This window comes from Sphingomonas sp. Leaf5 (assembly GCF_001421155.1).
Taxonomy (GTDB): domain Bacteria; phylum Pseudomonadota; class Alphaproteobacteria; order Sphingomonadales; family Sphingomonadaceae; genus Sphingomonas.
Genome location: NZ_LMJZ01000007.1, coordinates 64,433 through 82,548, shown reverse-complemented (window position 1 = coordinate 82,548; position 18,116 = coordinate 64,433). Strand labels below are relative to the sequence as shown.

General features: G+C 65.3%; 16 protein-coding genes. 10 read left to right on the top strand and 6 right to left on the bottom strand.

The window, feature by feature from the left end; translation table 11 throughout:
* Positions 1–76: 76 nt before the first annotated feature.
* Positions 77–808, bottom strand: a complete 732-nt coding sequence (locus ASE50_RS07460; protein WP_056397917.1) for a class I SAM-dependent methyltransferase — start codon at positions 806–808, stop codon at positions 77–79.
* Positions 809–995: 187 nt separating this feature from the next.
* Here ASE50_RS07460 and mutM point away from each other — a divergent pair, with 187 nt between their 5' ends.
* The 3 genes from mutM to dnaA all read left to right on the top strand — a co-directional run bounded on the left by mutM (position 996) and on the right by dnaA (position 4,036).
* Positions 996–1,808 (top strand): bifunctional DNA-formamidopyrimidine glycosylase/DNA-(apurinic or apyrimidinic site) lyase, encoded by an 813-nt coding sequence (mutM, locus tag ASE50_RS07455; RefSeq protein ID WP_056397914.1) that lies wholly within the window; start codon positions 996–998, stop codon positions 1,806–1,808.
* 91 nt (positions 1,809–1,899) lie between these two features.
* Complete coding sequence (gene rpsT / locus ASE50_RS07450; protein WP_056001951.1) at positions 1,900–2,163, top strand: 30S ribosomal protein S20; 264 nt, start codon at positions 1,900–1,902, stop codon at positions 2,161–2,163.
* 460 nt (positions 2,164–2,623) lie between these two features.
* Entirely contained in the window at positions 2,624–4,036 is a 1,413-nt protein-coding gene (gene dnaA, locus ASE50_RS07445) for a chromosomal replication initiator protein DnaA (RefSeq protein WP_056397913.1), read from the top strand.
* 278 nt (positions 4,037–4,314) lie between these two features.
* On the opposite strand, the gene ASE50_RS07440 is transcribed toward dnaA, so the two are convergent.
* The 4 genes from ASE50_RS07440 to secB all read right to left on the bottom strand — a co-directional run bounded on the left by ASE50_RS07440 (position 4,315) and on the right by secB (position 9,401).
* Entirely contained in the window at positions 4,315–5,946 is a 1,632-nt protein-coding gene (locus ASE50_RS07440) for an alpha-D-glucose phosphate-specific phosphoglucomutase (protein ID WP_056397909.1), read from the bottom strand.
* Positions 5,947–6,050: 104 nt separating this feature from the next.
* Positions 6,051–7,055: a tryptophan--tRNA ligase gene (trpS, locus tag ASE50_RS07435; RefSeq protein ID WP_056397906.1), complete on the bottom strand. Its 1,005-nt coding sequence runs from the start codon at positions 7,053–7,055 to the stop codon at positions 6,051–6,053.
* Positions 7,056–7,067: 12 nt separating this feature from the next.
* The gene (gene murJ / locus ASE50_RS07430; protein ID WP_056397904.1) at positions 7,068–8,648 is read right to left on the bottom strand and encodes a murein biosynthesis integral membrane protein MurJ; all 1,581 of its coding nucleotides are present in this window, start codon (positions 8,646–8,648) and stop codon (positions 7,068–7,070) included.
* Positions 8,649–8,900: 252 nt separating this feature from the next.
* Positions 8,901–9,401 carry a protein-export chaperone SecB gene (secB, locus tag ASE50_RS07425; RefSeq protein WP_056397900.1) on the bottom strand — a complete coding sequence of 167 codons (501 nt, stop codon included), beginning with the start codon at positions 9,399–9,401 and terminating at the stop codon, positions 8,901–8,903.
* Between the two features lie 179 nt (positions 9,402–9,580).
* Here secB and ASE50_RS07420 point away from each other — a divergent pair, with 179 nt between their 5' ends.
* From ASE50_RS07420 to ASE50_RS07405, 4 genes are all read left to right on the top strand, one after another.
* Complete coding sequence (locus tag ASE50_RS07420; protein ID WP_414881917.1) at positions 9,581–10,225, top strand: Tim44/TimA family putative adaptor protein; 645 nt, start codon at positions 9,581–9,583, stop codon at positions 10,223–10,225.
* Between the two features lie 5 nt (positions 10,226–10,230).
* The gene (locus tag ASE50_RS07415; protein ID WP_056397898.1) at positions 10,231–11,508 is read left to right on the top strand and encodes a murein transglycosylase A; all 1,278 of its coding nucleotides are present in this window, start codon (positions 10,231–10,233) and stop codon (positions 11,506–11,508) included.
* Positions 11,489–12,031, top strand: a complete 543-nt coding sequence (locus ASE50_RS07410) for a Smr/MutS family protein (RefSeq protein ID WP_056397896.1) — start codon at positions 11,489–11,491, stop codon at positions 12,029–12,031. Before ASE50_RS07415 ends, ASE50_RS07410 begins: the two co-directional genes overlap by 20 nt.
* Positions 12,032–12,200: 169 nt before the next feature.
* A complete protein-coding gene (locus ASE50_RS07405) occupies positions 12,201–13,208 on the top strand; it encodes a hypothetical protein (protein WP_156347342.1) in 1,008 nt (335 codons plus the stop codon).
* Between the two features lie 50 nt (positions 13,209–13,258).
* Here the strand turns inward: ASE50_RS07405 and ASE50_RS07400 are convergent, their stop codons facing one another.
* Positions 13,259–13,705 carry a J domain-containing protein gene (locus ASE50_RS07400; protein WP_056397890.1) on the bottom strand — a complete coding sequence of 149 codons (447 nt, stop codon included), beginning with the start codon at positions 13,703–13,705 and terminating at the stop codon, positions 13,259–13,261.
* A 122-nt stretch (positions 13,706–13,827) separates the two neighbouring features.
* Between ASE50_RS07400 and ASE50_RS07395 the strand changes: the two genes are divergently transcribed.
* The 3 genes from ASE50_RS07395 to ASE50_RS07385 all read left to right on the top strand — a co-directional run bounded on the left by ASE50_RS07395 (position 13,828) and on the right by ASE50_RS07385 (position 18,089).
* Entirely contained in the window at positions 13,828–14,568 is a 741-nt protein-coding gene (locus ASE50_RS07395) for a WecB/TagA/CpsF family glycosyltransferase (protein WP_056397887.1), read from the top strand.
* 106 nt (positions 14,569–14,674) lie between these two features.
* Positions 14,675–16,825 (top strand): cellulase family glycosylhydrolase, encoded by a 2,151-nt coding sequence (locus tag ASE50_RS07390; protein WP_056397884.1) that lies wholly within the window; start codon positions 14,675–14,677, stop codon positions 16,823–16,825.
* A gap of 274 nt (positions 16,826–17,099) precedes the next feature.
* Positions 17,100–18,089, top strand: a complete 990-nt coding sequence (locus ASE50_RS07385) for a glycosyltransferase (RefSeq protein WP_056397880.1) — start codon at positions 17,100–17,102, stop codon at positions 18,087–18,089.
* Positions 18,090–18,116 lie beyond the last annotated feature (27 nt).

Below are 18,116 nucleotides of genomic sequence, written 5' to 3'. Positions count from 1 at the left end.
TCGCAACCGTTCCCCGTCCATGGATTCCGGCCTGCGCCGGAATGACGGGACAGAAGATAGTCCAACGGGATCGCGATCAAATCTTCCACCCGCTATGGATCGCGACCAGCCCGCCCATGATCGGTTCCACCCGCGTGCGGATGAAGCCCGCCTCGCCGATCATCCGTTCGAAGGTGGGCATGTCGGGAAAGCGGCGGATCGATTCGATCAGATAGCGATAGCTGTCCTCGTCATTCGCCAGCAGCTTGCCGAGCTTGGGCACCAGCTTGTGCGAATATTGGTCGTAGACATCGGCAAAGCCCGGCCACGTCACCGTCGAGAATTCGAGACAGAAAAAGCGCCCACCGCGCTTCAGCACGCGGTGCGCCTCGCGCAATGCCTTCGGAATATCAGTCACGTTGCGGATGCCGAACGCGATCGTATAGCCGTCGAACGACCGGTCGCCAAAATCGAGCGTCTCGGCATTCTGTTCGGACCAGAGCAGGCCGTCGATGCCGCGCTTTTCGGCGCGTTCCATGCCCACGCCCAGCATCGCGGGGTTGATGTCGGCGACCGTGATATGTGCGCCGGCCTTTGCCATGCGAAACGCGATGTCGCCGGTGCCGCCGGCCATGTCGAGAATCGATTCGCCCTTTTGCGGTTTCACCCGCGCGACGAACCGGTCCTTCCACAACCGGTGCATGCCCCCCGACATCGCGTCGTTCATCAGGTCGTAGCGCGAGGCGACGCTGGCGAAGACATCGCCGACGCGCTTGGTCTTTTCCGCGGGAGCCACATCTTCGTAACCGAAGGATACCGTGTCGTTCATGAGACTGCCCTAGCGGTGCCTTGTGGCCGGAGCAAACCGAACCTAGCTTTCTTTGTAACCAGCGACGTTCCTGGCTCCAGACGTCACCCCGGCGCAGGCTGTGGTCTCTCGCGGCAAGGGCATCGCTGATCGCTGTCAGACCCCGGCCTGCGCTGGGGTGACGCCGGAGGTGACCGAAAGGATCTGAATGCCCGAACTTCCCGAGGTTGAGACGACCGTGCGCGGTCTGGCGCCGGTGCTGACCGGGAAACGACTGGCGCGGGTCGTCGCGAATCGTGCCGATCTTCGCCGGGCGATGCCGGTCGATCTCGGGCAGCGGCTGACCGGGGCGACGGTGACCGGCCTGTCGCGTCGCGCCAAATACGGGCTGATCGCGACCGATCGCGACGACACCTTCATCTTTCACCTCGGCATGTCGGGGCGGTGGCGGGTCGATCCGGCCGAACCGCTGGCGCACGATCATCTGGTACTGGCGACCGATGCCGGGCGGCAGGTGGTGCTGAACGATCCGCGCCGCTTCGGGTCGGTCGATCTGATCCCGACCGCCGAGGTTGCGGCATGGCCGCCCTTTGCTGCACTAGGACCCGAGCCGCTGGGACCGGACTTCACCGCCGAGCATCTGGAGCGGCGGTTCGCGGGGCGGATCGCGCCGGTCAAGATCCTGTTGCTCGATCAGCGAATCGTCGCGGGACTCGGCAATATCTATGTGTGCGAGGCATTGAACGTCGCGGGCATTTCACCGACCCGGCCGGCGGGGCAGATCGCGCGCGAACGGCTGGCGCTGCTGGTCGATGCGACCCGCGCGGTGCTGTTGTCGGCGATCGGGGCGGGGGGATCGACGCTGCGCGACTATGCCCGTCCCGATGGCGAACTGGGCTATTTCTCGAAACAATTCAGGGTCTATGGCCGCGAAGGCGAGCCGTGCCCGTGCGGCGGTGTCGTCGAACGGCGCGTCGATGGCGGGCGCTCCACCTTCTGGTGCCGATCCTGCCAGCGATAGTTGACCTGCCGCCCCCGACCAGTTAAGGGGCGCACCTTCTCCGGTCGGATTGTTCGATCGGCACCAATCATTTGCGAGAGTCGAGGACGGCATGGCGAATACGCCACAGGCGAAGAAGCGTATCCGGCGCAATGCGCGTCGTGCGGAAATCAATGGTGCGCGCGTTGGCCGCATCCGTACCTTCGTGAAGAAGGTCGAAGCAGCGATCGTCGCGGGTGACCGCGAAGCGGCGACCACCGCGCTGGCGAGCGTCCAGCCGGAGTTGGCCCGTGGCGTCGCCAAGGGCGTGCTGCACAAGAACACCGCGAGCCGCAAGTTCTCGCGCCTGACGAAGGCGGTCGGCGCGATCGCCTGATCGCTTCGTCCCTGTCGGACAGGATCAACCCCGTCGACCCTATGGTCGGCGGGGTTTCTTGCGTCGCCTGTCCGCGCTGTCACGGGTCGGTCCGAAGCGCCCGTCCCGCGCTGGAATGGTTCCTGCGAACCGCACCGAATCAACGTCCGGGAAAACGGCGGAAATCCGTGGATTCGAGGATTCGGGTCGGGCGGAAATGCGCTAAGATATTGACTAAAAACGCTAAAAAATAAATACAACGGGTTTCCGCCGCTGGTGCGCTGTCAACCGCCTTTATTTCCGTTTCGTGACTTGATCGATCGGCGTCGCGGTTCCTAAACAGCACTTCCCGACGCCGATAGCGGTGGTCGGGGCCCGCACGAATCTCCGTGTACGATCGTCGCTCCGGCGCGGTCAGGGGGGCTTTTAACCGATGGATGAACCGTAGCGGAGAAGTCGATTCTCCGGGCGGGAGGGGTGTATCTGCGTGACGAAGCCGGTGGATCATGGTCAGGTTGAGGTTGCCGCGGCATGGGCCTGCGTGCGCCAGAACCTGCGTGCGTCCGCCGGACAGCGGCTGTTCGACCGGTGGCTGAAGCCAATGGAACTGGTTGCCCCCGATGGTGACGGCGTCGTCCGCCTGACGCTGCCGTCGGCGTTCATGACCGACTGGGTCCGCAATCATTATGCCGAACGGCTGACGCACGAATTCCGGGCGCAGTTGCCCGAAGTGCGCGACGTGGTGGTCGAAACGGCGAGCGCGCTGCAATCGCGAATCGTGCCGCCGGCCGTCCTGCCCGACTCGGCACCGGCCCCCGTCGCGCCGCCGGTCGCCTTTGCCGCCGCCGTGCCGCAGCGGGTGCCGGGCGAGCGGCCGGTGTTCGATCCGCGCTACCGGTTCGACCGGTTCGTGGTTTCGGCGTCGAATCGAGTCGCGTTCAATGCCGCGAAGGCGGTGGCCGAGCCGGGTGCGCCGCGCTTCAGCCCGTTGTTCCTGCATAGCGGTACCGGCCTTGGCAAAACCCATCTGATGCATGCGATCGGTCATGCGTTCCTCGACGCCGATCCGGCGGCGAGCGCGACCTATCTGCCGGCCGAGCGGTTCATGTTCGAATTCGTCGCGGCGATGCGCGCGCGCGATACCCATGGGTTCAAGGCGCGGTTGCGCGGCGTAGACCTGCTGATGATCGACGACCTGCAATTCGTCGCGGGCAAGGATGCGACGCAGGAGGAATGCCTCCACACGATCAACGCGTTCATGGACGCGGGCAAGCGGGTGGTGATCGCGTGCGACCGTTCGCCGGGGCTGCTGGAGGGTATCGATCCCCGGCTGCTGTCGCGGCTGGGCGGGGGGCTGGTCGCCGACATCAAGCTGCCGGAAACCGAGCTGCGCCATGCGATCCTCGCGGCGAAGCTGGCCGAGGTGCCCGGCATCGTCGTGCCCGAGGATGTGCTCGAATTGCTGGCCGGACGCATTCGCGGCAGCGTGCGCGAGTTGGAAGGGGCGCTGAACCGGTTGATCGCCTATGCCTCGCTGACCGGCGATACGATCGACATGGCGTTCGCCCATGCGACGCTGGGCGAAATGCTCGCCGGCCCCGCCAGGCGGGTCACGATCGATGACATCCAGCGGGCGGTGTCGGCGCATTTCGAGGTGAAGCAACTCGACCTGATCTCCGCACGGCGGGCGCAGGCGATCGCGCGGCCGCGGCAGGTGGCGATGTATCTCGCCAAGCGGCTGACGACGCGCTCGCTCCCCGAGATCGGACGCAAGTTCGGCAATCGCGACCATTCGACGGTGATCCACGCCGTGCGCCGGATCGAGGAATTGCGCGGGCTCGACCGCGAGATCGACAGCGCGGTCAGAACGCTGCTGCGCTCGCTCGAGGGCTGAGCGCGGGTCTTACCCACCCCGTTCGGTTCGAGCAGCTTCGAGCCTGTCGAGAAGCGTCCGTCGAGAACGTGGTTCGATAGACGTACAGAAGTAATAGAAGAATTGGTTCGCGCAGAGGCGCGGAGGCGCAGAGGGGTTGCGTCCCGGCATGGCCGTCGTCCGCGCCAGCGGCCTTCACCCATGCGGTAGCCGCAAGCGCAAGCGTCTCCCGATTGCGGAGGGGGTGCTGCGAACACAACCCCTCCGCGCCTTCGCGCCTCCGCGCGAAATCCTTCTTCTTACGTGATGACGTCCGGCTCGTTGCGGCCGGTATGCTGCCTGATCGAGGCGACCGTCTCGGCCGCCGCGACCAGCGGGGCGAGCGCATCGCCGGTTTCCTGCGCCAGATCGCCCTCGGCCGGTTCGTAGCGTTCGATATAGACGCGCAGCGTCGCGCCCTGGGTACCGGTGCCCGACAGGCGGAACACGATGCGCGATCCGTCGGCGAACAGGATGCGGATGCCTTGGTTGCGGCTGACCGATCCGTCGGTGCTGTCGTGATAGGCGAAATCGTCGGCCTCCGACACGGTCAGATCGCCGATCGCGGTGCCCGGCAGCGTGGCGAGACGGTCGCGCAGCGACGCCATCAGCGCATCGGCCCCCGCCTGCTCGACGCCCTCATAGTCGTGCCGTGCATAATAGTTGCGGCCATAACGCGCCCAATGATCGGCCATGATCTCGGCGACCGGCTGACGGCGGGCGGCGAGGATGTTGAGCCAGAGCAGCACCGCCCACAGCCCGTCCTTCTCCCGGACATGGTCCGAACCAGTGCCGGCGCTTTCCTCGCCACAAATGGTGACGAGGCCGGCGTCGAGCAGATTGCCGAAGAATTTCCAGCCGGTCGGGGTTTCGTACAGCGGCACGTTCAGCGCCTGCGCGACACGGTCAGCGGCGGCCGACGTCGGCATCGAACGGGCGATACCGGCGATGCCGTCCTTGTACGCCGGGGCGAGGTGCGCGTTGGCGGCGAGCACCGCGAGCGAGTCGGACGGGGTGACGAAGATGCCGCGGCCGATGATGAGGTTCCGGTCGCCATCGCCGTCCGACGCCGCGCCGAATTCTGGTGCGTCGGCGGCCATCATCCGGTCGTACAGTTCATGGGCATGGACCAGATTGGGGTCGGGGTGATGCCCGCCGAAATCGGGCAGGGGGGTGCCGTTGACGACGGTCCCGGCAGCGGCACCCAGGCGGCGTTCGAGAATCTCGGTCGCATAGGGACCGGTCACGGCGCTCATCGCGTCGAACGACAGGCGGAAGCCGCCGGCGATCAGGTCGCGGATCGCGGCGAAATCGAACAGCGTCTCCATCAGGTCGGCATAGGCGGCGACCGAGTCGACCACCTCGACGGTCATGCCGTCGACATCCTGTTCGCCCAGCGAATCGAGGTCGATGCCGATCGAGTCGCTGATGGCATAGCGATCGATATCAAGCGTCCGGGCGTAGAGCGCGTCGGTGAAGCTTTCGGGGGCGGGGCCGCCGTTCGACACGTTGTATTTGATGCCGAAATCTTCGTCCGGGCCGCCGGGATTATGGCTGGCCGACAGGACGAGGCCGCCGATCGCGCCGCGCTGGCGGATGACATTCGACGCAGCGGGGGTCGACAGGATGCCGCCCTGTCCGACGATCGCGCGGGCGAAGCCGTTGGCGGCGGCCATGCGGATCGCGGTCTGGATGACCTCGCGGTTCAGATAGCGGCCGTCGCCGCCGATCACCAGCGTCGCGCCGTCCTTGCCCTCGACCACGTCGAACACCGACTGGATGAAGTTTTCGGCGTAATGCGGCTGCTGGAACACCCGCACCTTCTTGCGCAGGCCCGACGTGCCGGGCTTCTGGTCGGTAAAGGGCTTGGTCTCGACAGTAATGCTGGTCACGAACGGCTTCCCCTGTAGTGGGCCTTGCCGAACGCATAAGGTGACGAAGGTGCCACGGACAACATATATTTGGCCGCAGCACGCCGATTAAATAAAACAAATATTCAGATCTGAAGTCCCAATGCCTGTTGGGCTGCCAACAGGGTCGGGCGGGCCAGCGCATCGGCCTTTGCCGCGCCCTTGGCCAATGTCGCGCCGACGGCGGCGCGGTCGTCGAGCAGCGCCACCAGTCGGTCGCGGATCGGGCCGAGCTTGGCGACCGCCAGATCGGCGAGGGCGGGCTTGAATGCGCCGAAGCCCTGACCGCCGAAGTTGGCGAGCACGTCCTGCGACGTCTCCCCCGACAGCGCGGCATAGATGGTGACGAGGTTGCGCGCCTCTGGCCGTTCGGCAAGGCCGGCGATCTCGGACGGCAGGGGTTCGGGATCGGTCTTGGCCTTGCGGAACTTGGTCGCGATCTGATCGTCCGAATCGATCAGGTTGATGCGGCTCAGGTCCGACGGATCGGACTTCGACATTTTGGCCGTGCCGTCGCGCAACGACATGATCCGCGGCGTATCCTCCGGGATCATCGGTTCGGGCAGCGGGAACAGATCGACGCCGAAATCGAGGTTGAATTTGGTGGCGATGTCGCGCGCAAGCTCCAGATGCTGCTTCTGGTCCTCGCCCACGGGCACATGCGTCGCCTGGTACGCGAGGATATCGGCGGCCTGCAGCACCGGATAGGTGAACAGGCCGACACTGGCACCTTCGCGGTTCTTGCCGGCCTTGTCCTTCCACTGGGTCATGCGGTTGAGCCAGCCGACGCGGGCGGTGCCGCCCAATATCCATGCCAGCTCGCTATGCGCGGGGACGCGCGCCTGATTGAACAGGATCGAGCGGTCGGGATCGATGCCGGCGGCGAGCAGCGTCGCCGCCATCTCGATCGTGTTCGACGCCATTTCCTTCGGGTCCTGCGTCACGGTCAGCGCGTGCAGATCGGCAAGGAAGAACAGGCAGACATCGTCCGGACCCATCCGGTCCTGCAACCGCACCCAGTTGCGGATCGCGCCCAGATAATTGCCGAGATGGAGGTTGCCGGTGGTCTGGATGCCGGAGACGACACGCATGGTTTTATCCTATCAGGCGGCGCGCCGACGCAGCAGCGCGCGGAGATCGGCCAGCCGGAACGCTCCGGTGGCAAGGCAGGCAAGGCCGTAGACGATGGCCCCGGCCCCGACGAGCGCGACCATGCCGATGATGCGGGTCAGCACTTCGCCGGTGGTCCAGGGTGCGACGACGCGGTCGGCAAAGAACAGTGCCGCGCCCATCAGCAGCGCGGCGATGGCGAAGCGCGGCAGTCGGTGGGTAAGTTGCCGGTCGAAGGCGAAATGCCCGCGCCGCCGGAGCGTCACGTAGAGCATCGCGAAGTTGACCCATGCGGCGACGGCGGTGGCGAGCGGCGGGCCGATATGGGCGATGGTCGGGATGAAGGCGAGGTTGAGGACGATGTTGATGACGATCGATATCATCGCGAACCGCACCGGCGTCCGCGTATCCTCGCGCGCATAAAAGCCCGGCGTCATCACCTTGATCAGGACATAGGCGGGCAGGCCAAGCGAGAAGGCGGCGAGCGACTGGGCGCTGCGCAGCGTATCCTCGGGCCCGAAGGCGCCATGCTGGAACAGCGCCCGGATGATCGGTTCGGCGACGGTCAGGAAGGCGATGGTCGCGGGCAGCGTCAGCAACAGTGCCAGTTCGATACCGCGATTCTGGGTATCCATCGCCGCCGCGTCTTCCTTGCGCGCCAGTTGTCGCGAAATGGTGGGCAGCAGGATCGTGCCGAGACCGATGCCGATCAAGCCCAGCGGCAACTGGTTCAGGCGGTCGGCATAATAGATGTAGGAAATTGATCCCTGATCGAGCAGCCGCCCCGACAGCGCGGTCGAGATCAGCAGGTTGATCTGCATTGCGCCCGCGCCGATCGCGGCGGGGACGATCAGCCGCAGCATCTCGCGTACTTCGGGGGTCAGGCGCGGGCGCTGCGGGCGAAGCGACACGCCCGCCTGACGACAGGCGAACATCACCCAGCCAAGCTGCAACGCGCCGCCGACAGTGACCGCCCATGCCTGTACCTGCGCCGTCGCGTACGGATCGGGGCCGTGAAAGAACAATAGCCCGGCGACCATCGCGACGTTCAGCAGGATCGGCGCGGCGGCATTGACCCAGAATTTGTCGAGCGAATTGAGGATCGCGCCCAACAGTGACACGATCGAAATCAGCAGCAGATAGGGAATGGTGATCCGCGACAGCGTGACCGCATAGGCGAACTGTTCGGTCGTCGCGCCGTTGAACCCGCCCGACAGCAGATAGGTGAGCGGCCATGCGGCGATCAGCATCACGACCGTCGCGGCGATCAGCACCGGCAGCAGCACCGACAGCACCGCCTGCGCAAAGCCGAGCGCGGCGGGCAGCCCCTGACCCTCCGCCGCCGCGTCGCCTTCGGCCACCTTCTTGTTGAAGAGGGGCACGAAGGCGGCGTTGAACGCCCCCTCGGCGAACAGGGCGCGGAACATGTTGGGCAGGCGGAAGGCGACGAGGAACGCGTCCGACGCGAACCCCGCGCCGACGAACGTCGCCTGTAGCGAGTCGCGGCCGACCGCCAGCACGCGGCTGGCCAGCGTCAGGCCGCCGACCGACCCCAGCGATTTCGCCAGTTTCATGCGGTTAGCGCCGATCGATGTGCGGGCGGTACCCCGGCGCAGGCGGGGGTACGGGGACGGATCGACACGTATCGAACGCTTTGGCCACTGATCTGAACCCCAGTATCCGCGTCATCCCGGACTTGATCCGGGGTCCCGCTTTCCGGGCGGGTAGAGAAGAAGCGGGACCCCGGATCAAGTCCGGGGTGACGCTCGACGAAGCGAATTGCCCCATGTCGATCAGCCCTGTGATCCCGCGCCCACCCCGAGAAATCAGGCGTGGCCGGCGACTTCGCCGAGCGCGCCCTGCTGTTCGGCCTGCGACAGATACAGTTGCGCGAAGTCGATCGGTTCGAGCAGCAGCGGCGGGAAGCCGCCATCGCGGACCGCATCGGCCAGCACGCGGCGGGCGAAGGGGAACAGGATGCGCGGGGCTTCGCCGAGCAGGAAGGGTTGCAGATGTTCGGCCGGAATGTTGCGCAGCCCGAACAGGCCGGCGAACGACAGGTCGACCAGATACATGACCTGATCCTCGACCTCGGCGCGCGCTTCGATCTTCAGCACAACTTCGTGGACGTCGTCGCCGACCTGGTTGGCACCGATGTTGAACTGCACGTCCAGCTTGGGCTGACCGGCGATCTGATACACGCCCGGCGCGTTCGGATTCTCGAACGAGAGGTCCTTGACGTACTGGGTGATGACGTTGACCGCCGGCTGGCTGTCGTCCCCGTTGGCAAAGGCGTCGATGCCGCCTGCGGCGTTCTGTTCGTCCATGTCGATCCCTGTCGGCTCGGGCGGATAGCTTTGGCGCTTCCCGCGTTAAGATGGCGCGGACTAGCAGCGGCCAGACCACGATTCAACGGGTCGACCACCCGGGTGAACATATGGCCGTCACGCCGTTTGTATCCGCGCTCGTTCGGTCCTATGTCCGGACGATGGAAGGAAGTGAAGGCATGGTGGTTTTTGTCGTCCTGCTCGCAATGGTCGCGGCGTTTCTGGCGATGCGGCTCTATGCCGTGCTGGGGAAGCGTACCGGCCATGAACCGTTGCCGCGCACCGCGGACGAGCGGATCGCGACGCCGCCGGTCGCGCGCCCGATCGAGGTGACGCCCGAAGCGCGCGTGCTCGGGCCGCGTCATGTCGACAGCGGTGCCGAGGGCGGTCTGCGCGCGCTGATCGCCGCCGACCCGTCGTTCGACGTCGCGCAATTCGTCGAAGGAGCCAAGTCGGCCTATCGCATGATCCTCGAAGCCTTCTGGAAGGGTGACGAGGCGACGCTGGAATGGCTGACCGAGCGTGATGTGCGCGAAGCATTCGCGCAGGCGATCGCCGATCGCAATGCGGCAGGCCATGTCCTCGACAACCGGCTGGTATCGATCGAGCGCGCGGTGGTGACCGAGGCATCGGTCGAAGGTGGCGTGGCCCGCGTGTCGGTGCGCTTCGACGCCGATATCGCCGCGATCACCCGCGATGCCGACGGCAATATCGTTGCCGGGTCGATGTCGGATGCGGTCGAGACGCATGACGTCTGGACGTTCCTGCGGGTGCTCAAGAGCAACGACCCGAACTGGAAGCTTGCCGACACCGACGAAGCCTGACGTCGATGCGCAAGGGGGGATTGGCGGCGCTTGCCGCGCTGTTGCTGGCTGGCTGTTCGAATGCGATCGTGCCTAGGGGCGTGGAGACGGCGACGTCTGCGCGTCCTCCGGTGCGGGGTCAGGCGCCGGCGCAGCGGCCGGTCGCGGTGCGCCAGCCGACTGGGGCGGTGCCGTTGCCGCCGATTACCGGCGGTGCTGCGATCGACGGCGCGACGACCGCGTTGGCGGCGGGGGTCGTTGCCGGGCCGCCGGTCACGACCCTGCCGTTGACCGAAGAGTCCGCCGCGCGCGCTCTGGCAGCGTTTCGCATTTCCTGTCCGTCGCTGGTGCGGCGGGCCGATCCGACCGGGCTGACGCGCGGGGCCGACTGGCAGGGCGCGTGCGATGCGGCGCGCGGCGTCGGGGCGGGGCAGGCGCGGACGTTCTTCACGCAATGGTTCGAAACGGTGCAAGTGGGCGACGGCAAGGCGTTTGCGACCGGTTATTATGAACCGGAAATTCACGGCGCGCGGACCCGGCAGCCGGGCTATGAAACCCCGATCTATGGCGTGCCGGGCGATCTGGTCGAGGCCGATCTCGGGCTGTTTTCGGCCGATTGGAAGGGCAAGAAGGTCCGCGGCCGCATCGAGGGTGCGAAGTTCGTGCCCTATTACGACCGGACCGCGATCGAGGACGGGGCGCTGGCCGGACGCGGGCTGGAAATCGCGTGGGCGGCCGATCCGGTCGAGATGTTCTTCTTGCAGGTGCAGGGTTCGGGGCGGCTGCGCCTGCCCGATGGCGGGGTCATGCGCATCGGCTATGCCGGGCAGAATGGCCGCGACTATACCGGCATCGGCAAGCTGATGCGCGACCGCGGGCTGATCGGGCCGGGGCAGGCGTCGATGCAGGGGCTGATGGCGTGGCTGCGCGCCAATCCCGAACAGGGGCGCGCCGTCATGCGCGAGAACAAGAGCTTCGTGTTTTTTCGCGAACTGACCGGGCCGGGGCCGCTGGGCGCAATGGGCCTGCCAGTGACCGGCAATGCCAGCGTGGCGACCGATGTCCGCTTCGTGCCGCTGGGCGCGCCGGTGTTCCTGTCGATGGATCGCACCGATGCCTCCGGCCTGTGGGTGGCGCAGGATACCGGCGGCGCGATCAAGGGCACCAATCGCTTCGACACCTTCTGGGGCGCGGGCGACGAGGCGCGGGCGATCGCCGGGGGTATGAGCGCGCGCGGCACGGCGTTCCTGCTGTTGCCGATCGGTACCGTCGCACGGATCGCGAGTGGCCGGCCGACGCCTTGATCCGGGCGAGGCGGCGCTTTGGGCGCGGGTCGTCGCGGCGGTAAAGCCGCTGCACGGCGCGCGACCCGTCGCGCCGCTCGCCGTGCTGGAACAACATGGTGCGCCCAAGCCCAAGCCCGCGCGGCCGATCGCGTCACCCGCCGTCAAGCCCGCACGCCCGGCACGGACGCCCGGCGATACGCTCGACGCGAGCTGGGACCACAAGCTGGCGCGCGGACTGGTCAGTCCCGATGCGACGATCGATCTGCACGGCCATACGCTGGCATCGGCCCATGCGCGGCTCGATCAGGAACTGGGACGGGCGATCGTTCGCGGCGACCGGGTGCTGCTGGTCGTGACCGGTCGCCCGCCGCGTGCCGAATCGGAACGGCCGCATGCCCGCGGGGCGATTCGGGCGGCGATCGGCGACTGGATCGCGGCCGGCCGGCACGTCGACCGCATCGCATCAATTCGCGGCGCGCATCCAAGGCATGGCGGAGGGGGCGCGCTCTACCTTATTTTGCGGCGCAACCGAACGGGCTGAAAATCGCTGCGACGGGGGCGTTTCGGCCGGGTAGTCTACGGTCGATTCCCGCCTAAAAACCGCAGAAGTCAAGGGATCGTAACGCATGCGTATCGACGGCGATATCGTTTGCGGGAACTAGTTGTTTTTCAATAAGTTGATCCCGGTTTGATACATATTTGCCACGCTTGTGCTGTCCCGCAACAAGACATATGTAAAAGGCCGTCTCCGACCGGGAACGAAATGGTTACTCGACAGTAAATGCGGTGCTCGTCGAAGTGACGTTGCTGACCCGGGTGAAGACATTCGACAAACCTGTTTCCTGCCTTGCGCGGAAAAGGGGGGACCGAATGGTGCAGGGAGTCGATCGTCGGCCACCGCGCACCTCCGGGGCAACAAGGAGGATTATTTTATGGCATTTGGTGATAACAGTGTTCTGATCACGACCGCGACCCAGCAGGATGTGGTCGCGAACGGCAACAGCGACACGTATCAGGCCGGCGACGGCGCAAACGCATTCGTCATCGCCAATGGCAACGTCGGCAACGACCTGTTCATCGGTTGGGGCGCAAACGACTCGATCATCAACAACCGTCAGATCTTTGACGGCAATGGCGATGGCTTCATCCAGTTCGGTTCGAACGGCGTCCTCGACATCGATCGCGTCAGCCGTCGCAATGCCGGTCAGGACCAGCTGCAGCTCGCCGGCGAAAACGCTCTCGTCACCGAACTGCGCTATCTCGGCAACAAGAACGGCGGATACGTTTATGCCGAATCGGCAACGCTGAAGAACTTGTGGGAGCCCTTCGGCCGCACCAACGTGATCGAAGGCACGGTCGGCGACAACACGTTCGACATGAATGGCGGCGCCAAGGTGCTGTTCCATGACAACGCGCTGGGTCTGAACCTCGGTGGCGACACGATCAGCAACTTCGGTAGCGACGATCTGCTCGTCAGCACGTCGATGATCTTCGACAGCGACATGAACGACACCGTGACGTTCGGCAAGAACGGCGTGCTCGACATCTCGGGTCAGAACGGTCCGGCGTCGACCGACCCGATGGGTGGCCCGGGCGGCCAGCTGAACTTCACCGACCAGACTTCGGTCAAGTATCTGGGTTCGAACGAAATCGGCGGCGTGACGTACTATTACTACGGCACCACCGACTCGACCTTCGATCCGACCCCGGGCGCATAAGCGTACCTTCGGTAACGGACGGAAAGCCCGGCACGAAAGTGTCGGGCTTTTCATCGTTCCGGCCCGATGACGGTTGCTGCCGCGACGGCGGCACCGTCGCCCCGGTCGCGCTGATAGGCGCGGATATCGGGGGAAAGCACATAGGCGATGAGCGCGAACGCAACGGCCGCCGACGCGCCGTCGCGCACCCGCACGGTCGGGCATGGCGACCGAGATAGCGCGGCGCGATCCGCCGCCCGGCGAACGGTCTGTCGCCGTTCGGTCCCCGGCGGCATCGGCCGGATGGTCTGCCGTCGATCAACCATCCGACGCTGTTCGGGATCGGACAGCGTGCGATAGGCGCTGATGATCGCCGCCGCACGATCGGCGGCTTCGGCATCGCGCGACCGGTCGGGATGCCACTGCGCGATCATCCGTCGAAAGGCACGCTTGATCTGCTCCGGGTCCGCTCCACGATCGATATCGAGTACCGTATAGGGATCGGCAGTATCGGTCATCGGCCCGCCTCGATTGACTATTCGTCCGAGGCATTGCTACGAGCGCGGTTGCGGGGCGGTTGAGCGATAGGCTTAGCGCCGGGTTCACCATAGTGCGCACATACCAACCCGACGGAGCAGGAATGATCGAGGCGGAAACCAGCAGGATCGGCCCGGTCGATATCGCCGTCCTGACCTTTGACGAAGCGGTGGCGGCAGTCGACGACCGTATCGACGCAGCCGATGGTGGCAGCGTCACCTTCTGCAACGCGCACAGCGTCAATCTCGCCCGGACCGACCGGCGACTGGTCGACGCCTATTCCGACAGTCTGGTGCTGAACGACGGGATCGGCGTCGATATGGCGCGCAAGCTGTTATACGGCGCGCCGTTCCCGGCGAACGTCAATGGCAGCGACTTCATTCCGATCTTTTTCGAACGAAGCCGCCACGACCTGCGCCTGTTCCTGCTCGGCAGCCGACCGGGCATCGCCGCGCAGGCGGGCGAAATCATCGCGGAGCGGTATCCGCGCCATCGCGTGATGGGCGTCCGCGACGGCTATTTCAAACCGGACGAAGAGCCTGCGCTGGTCGAAGAGATTGCGCGATCGGGCGCGAACCTGCTGGTCATCGGCATGGGCCAGCCGCGGCAGGAGATTTTCGCGGCGGAACATGCGGCGAAGATCGGGATGGCGTCGATGAGCGTCGGCGCGTTTCTCGACTTCACCTCTGGTGCGATCCCGCGCGCGCCGGGTTGGCTGCGTGCGGCGCGGCTCGAGTGGGTATACCGCCTCGCGCTGGAGCCGCGGCGGATGTTCGACCGGTATGTCCTCGGCAATCCGCGATTCCTGTTAGGTGTCCTAAAGGATCGCAGGCGTAACGACTAAAATGTAATGAACGACGTGTTATCCGGATCACGCAACCGATTATCGACAGGCTTGGCAGCATAAAGCCCGGGAAGGTCGCACAACTGCGACGGCTGCGGGGTCTGAAATGCTTGGTATCAACCTGTCCGGTGCGGAGTTCGGCAAGGGCGACCGCTATGGCTATGACTATGTCTACCCATCGCTGAAGGATCTGACCTTTTACGCGCAAAAGGGTATCGAACTCGTTCGTCTTCCGGTGAAGTGGGAACGTCTGCAAGACAAGCTGGGCGGGCCGCTCGACGAGCAGGAAATGGCGCGGCTGACCAAGTTCCTCGACAATGCCCAGAGCCTGGGCATGAAGGTGGTCATCGACGTCCATAATTACGGCCGCTTTGCCGGCAAGGCGATCGGCACCGCCGATGTTCCGGTCGAGAAGTTCGCCGATTTCTGGTCGAAGCTGGCCGATGCCATCGGCGACAAGCCGGCGGTGTATGGCTATGACCTGATGAACGAGCCGCACAACATGCCGAACAAGACGGTGTGGCCGGCGGCGGCGCAGGCGGCGGTCGATGCGATCCGTGCGTTGGGCGACAAGACCACGATCTTCGTCGAGGGCGAAAGCTGGGCCAATGCGACCAACTGGGGGTCGAACAACCCCAATCTGGACATCAAGGACCCGGCCGACAACATCGTCTACGAGGCGCACCTCTACCTCGATAAGAACCAGTCGGGCACCTATGCCGGCAGCTACGATGCGGAAGGGGCCACCGCCGATGTCGGCGTGAAGCGGTTGCAGGCGTTCGTCGCGTGGCTGGAGGAAAAGGGCGCACGCGGCTTCATCGGCGAATTCGGCGTCCCTTCGGACGATCCGCGCTGGCAGGTCGCGCTCGACAACATGCTCGACGCGATGAACGATTACGGCTTGTCGGGCACCTATTGGGGCGCCGGCAAGTGGTTCAACGGTTATAATGTCGGCCTGCTCGACAAGAACGGCAACGGGAAGGCGTCGCTCGACACGTTGCTGTCGAACCTGGCCGATGGTCGCGATGTCGGGCTGGCGCAATTGTGGGCACCCGATCCCGTTTCGACCGGAACGGTCGTCAACACCACAACGTCTGCGGGGCGGATCGGCACCGCCGGCACCTATGACAAGGTCGATTTCTCGACCGCGACGGGGGGGGTCACCGTCAAGCTCGATGGCCTGAAATATGTGTCGATCGAGGAAGTGGTCGGCAGCAATTTCAAGGATGTTCTGGTCGGCGACAGCGCCGCCAACACGCTGATCGGGGGCAAGGGCAACGACGTGCTCGACGGCGGGGCGGGGGCCGATATCCTGACCGGCGGCCTTGGCGACGACGTCTATTATGTCGATAACGCCCGCGACGTGCTGACCGAGCGGGTCGGCGAGGGCCATGACGTGGTCCACGCCACCGTCGACTGGGTCCTGGGCAATTCGTTCGAGGATCTGAAGCTCGACGGTACCGCGATCAGCGGGACCGGCAACAAGCTGGACAACGTCATCATCGGCAACGCGGTGGCGAATGTCCTGAACGGCGGCTGGGGCGATGATGTGCTCGACGGTCTGGGTGGTGCGGACCGACTGATCGGCGGTACCGGCAACGACACCTATTATGTCGACAATGTCGGCGACGAGACGGTCGAGGCGTACAAGGCCGGCAACGACATCGTCATCGCGACGATCGACTGGACGCTGACCGCCAATGTCGAGAACCTGACGCTGTCGGGTGGCGCGCGGCGCGGAACGGGCAACAGCAGCGACAACAAGCTGATCGCCAACGACGCCGGCAATTCCCTGTACGGATTGAAGGGCGACGACATCCTGACGGGCGGTGCCGGCAAGGATTGGCTGGAAGGCGGCGAAGGCGAGGACAGGCTGTCCGGCGGGGCCGGCGACGACATTCTGATCGGCGGCACCAATCGCGACTGGCTGACCGGTGGGGCCGGGCGCGACACCTTCCGCTACCTTGCCGGCAACGAATCCAAGGGTAGCACGATGGACCGCATCCTCGACTTCACGCGCGGCGACGACGTCATCGACCTGTCGGCGCTCGACGCCAACACCAAGATGAGCGGCAATCAGGCGATGACCTTTATCGGCACCGCCGAATTCGGTCGCAAGGCCGGGCAACTCCGCTACGAAGTGATCGACGATTACACCCAGGTCGAAGTCGACCTGAACGGTGATGGCAAGGCTGATTTCGGCATCCGGCTCGAAGAATTCCACTACAAGCTGGCGGCCAGCGACTTCATCCTCTGATCGACGGTTTCCGTCGGAACCCGCGATACCGTTCGTCCCTTATGGGGCGGGCGGTATCGCCACGTTCGGTATCGGGGAGCACCGCCCACTTGCCGCCATCGGAACCACGCCGTAGATCGACCATCCCGTCCGTATCGTTCATCGGCTGGTAAAGACGAACTGCTACCGCGGGAATCACGGGCGCAGTGTCTTGTAATTGAGGGCAGACTTTGTGCCGGGCCTGTCCTACGCTACCGGCGAGGACGGTCGCGGCAGGACGATAGAAGGAAAGCGAATGACCGACCTGCCCCGCGTGTCGGTGGTGAGTGCCTTCTACAATCGTGGCAGCCGGGTGAGGGAATCGGTCGGCACCATCCTGGCGCAGACCTATCCGAACCTCGAAGCGGTGATCGTCGACGACGGATCGACCGACGATACGCTGGCGCAGCTGAAGACGTTCGACGATCCCCGACTCAAGATCATCACGCGCGACAATCGCGGGTTCGTTGCGTCGATCAACGAAGCCATTCGCGCCAGCAGCGGTGCGTTCGTCGCGATCCATGGTTCGGGCGATCTGTCCTTTCCCGACCGCGTCGCGCGGCAGGCGCAGGTGCTGATCGACGATCCGACGATGGGCGTGGTCGGATGCTGGGTCGAGGATGACGAGACGGTAGGCGACGGTACGCTGGTCTTCCGCCCGCCCGCCGGGCTGCCGTTTCATGCGGCGTTGCTGGGCCGCAACCTGTTCACTCATGGCGAGACGATGTTCCGCCGGGCGCTGTACGATCGGGTCGGCGGCTACCGCGAGTTCTTCCGCTATGCGCAGGATCGCGACCTGTGGCTGCGCATGTCACGCCATACCGGCTATGCGATCGTTCCCGACATCCTGTACCGGCGGTTCAAGCCGGCGGGCGGGGTCAGCGCCGATCCGCAGAAGCTGGTGCTGCAGGCCTATCTGTCGGACTTTGCCGTGCAGTGCGCGCTGGCGGTCGACCGGGGGGAGGACGACCCGATCGACCGGCATGGCTATCTTGCCCCATTCCTGCGCCAACGACCCGAAGTGCTGGCGCGCAAGCTCGCCTGGTATGGGGCACGCCTGATGGTGAAGGGCGATTTCGCGCGGGGCTGGCCGGTGATCGAACAGGCGCGCCGCGAAGCGGGCAGCTGGCAGGTGCGGATGATCCACGCATTGGCCGGGCTGCACACGTCGCCGGTGATCTGGGACCGAATAGGGCGGCCGATCCTCGCGCAGCGGCTGGCCTATTTTCGCCAGTCCGACGACTGACCGGGCAGGACGGCCGCAATGGGCCGT

Coding starts and splice junctions, on each gene's coding strand:
- ASE50_RS07460 (WP_056397917.1), bottom strand. CDS start 808: ATGAACGACACGGTATCCTTCGGTTACGAAGATGTGGCTCCCGCGGAA.
- mutM (WP_056397914.1), top strand. CDS start 996: ATGCCCGAACTTCCCGAGGTTGAGACGACCGTGCGCGGTCTGGCGCCG.
- rpsT (WP_056001951.1), top strand. CDS start 1,900: ATGGCGAATACGCCACAGGCGAAGAAGCGTATCCGGCGCAATGCGCGT.
- trpS (WP_056397906.1), bottom strand. CDS start 7,055: ATGCGTGTCGTCTCCGGCATCCAGACCACCGGCAACCTCCATCTCGGC.
- murJ (WP_056397904.1), bottom strand. CDS start 8,648: ATGAAACTGGCGAAATCGCTGGGGTCGGTCGGCGGCCTGACGCTGGCC.
- secB (WP_056397900.1), bottom strand. CDS start 9,401: ATGGACGAACAGAACGCCGCAGGCGGCATCGACGCCTTTGCCAACGGG.
- ASE50_RS07420 (WP_414881917.1), top strand. CDS start 9,581: ATGGTGGTTTTTGTCGTCCTGCTCGCAATGGTCGCGGCGTTTCTGGCG.
- ASE50_RS07415 (WP_056397898.1), top strand. CDS start 10,231: ATGCGCAAGGGGGGATTGGCGGCGCTTGCCGCGCTGTTGCTGGCTGGC.
- ASE50_RS07400 (WP_056397890.1), bottom strand. CDS start 13,705: ATGACCGATACTGCCGATCCCTATACGGTACTCGATATCGATCGTGGA.
- ASE50_RS07395 (WP_056397887.1), top strand. CDS start 13,828: ATGATCGAGGCGGAAACCAGCAGGATCGGCCCGGTCGATATCGCCGTC.
- ASE50_RS07390 (WP_056397884.1), top strand. CDS start 14,675: ATGCTTGGTATCAACCTGTCCGGTGCGGAGTTCGGCAAGGGCGACCGC.
- ASE50_RS07385 (WP_056397880.1), top strand. CDS start 17,100: ATGACCGACCTGCCCCGCGTGTCGGTGGTGAGTGCCTTCTACAATCGT.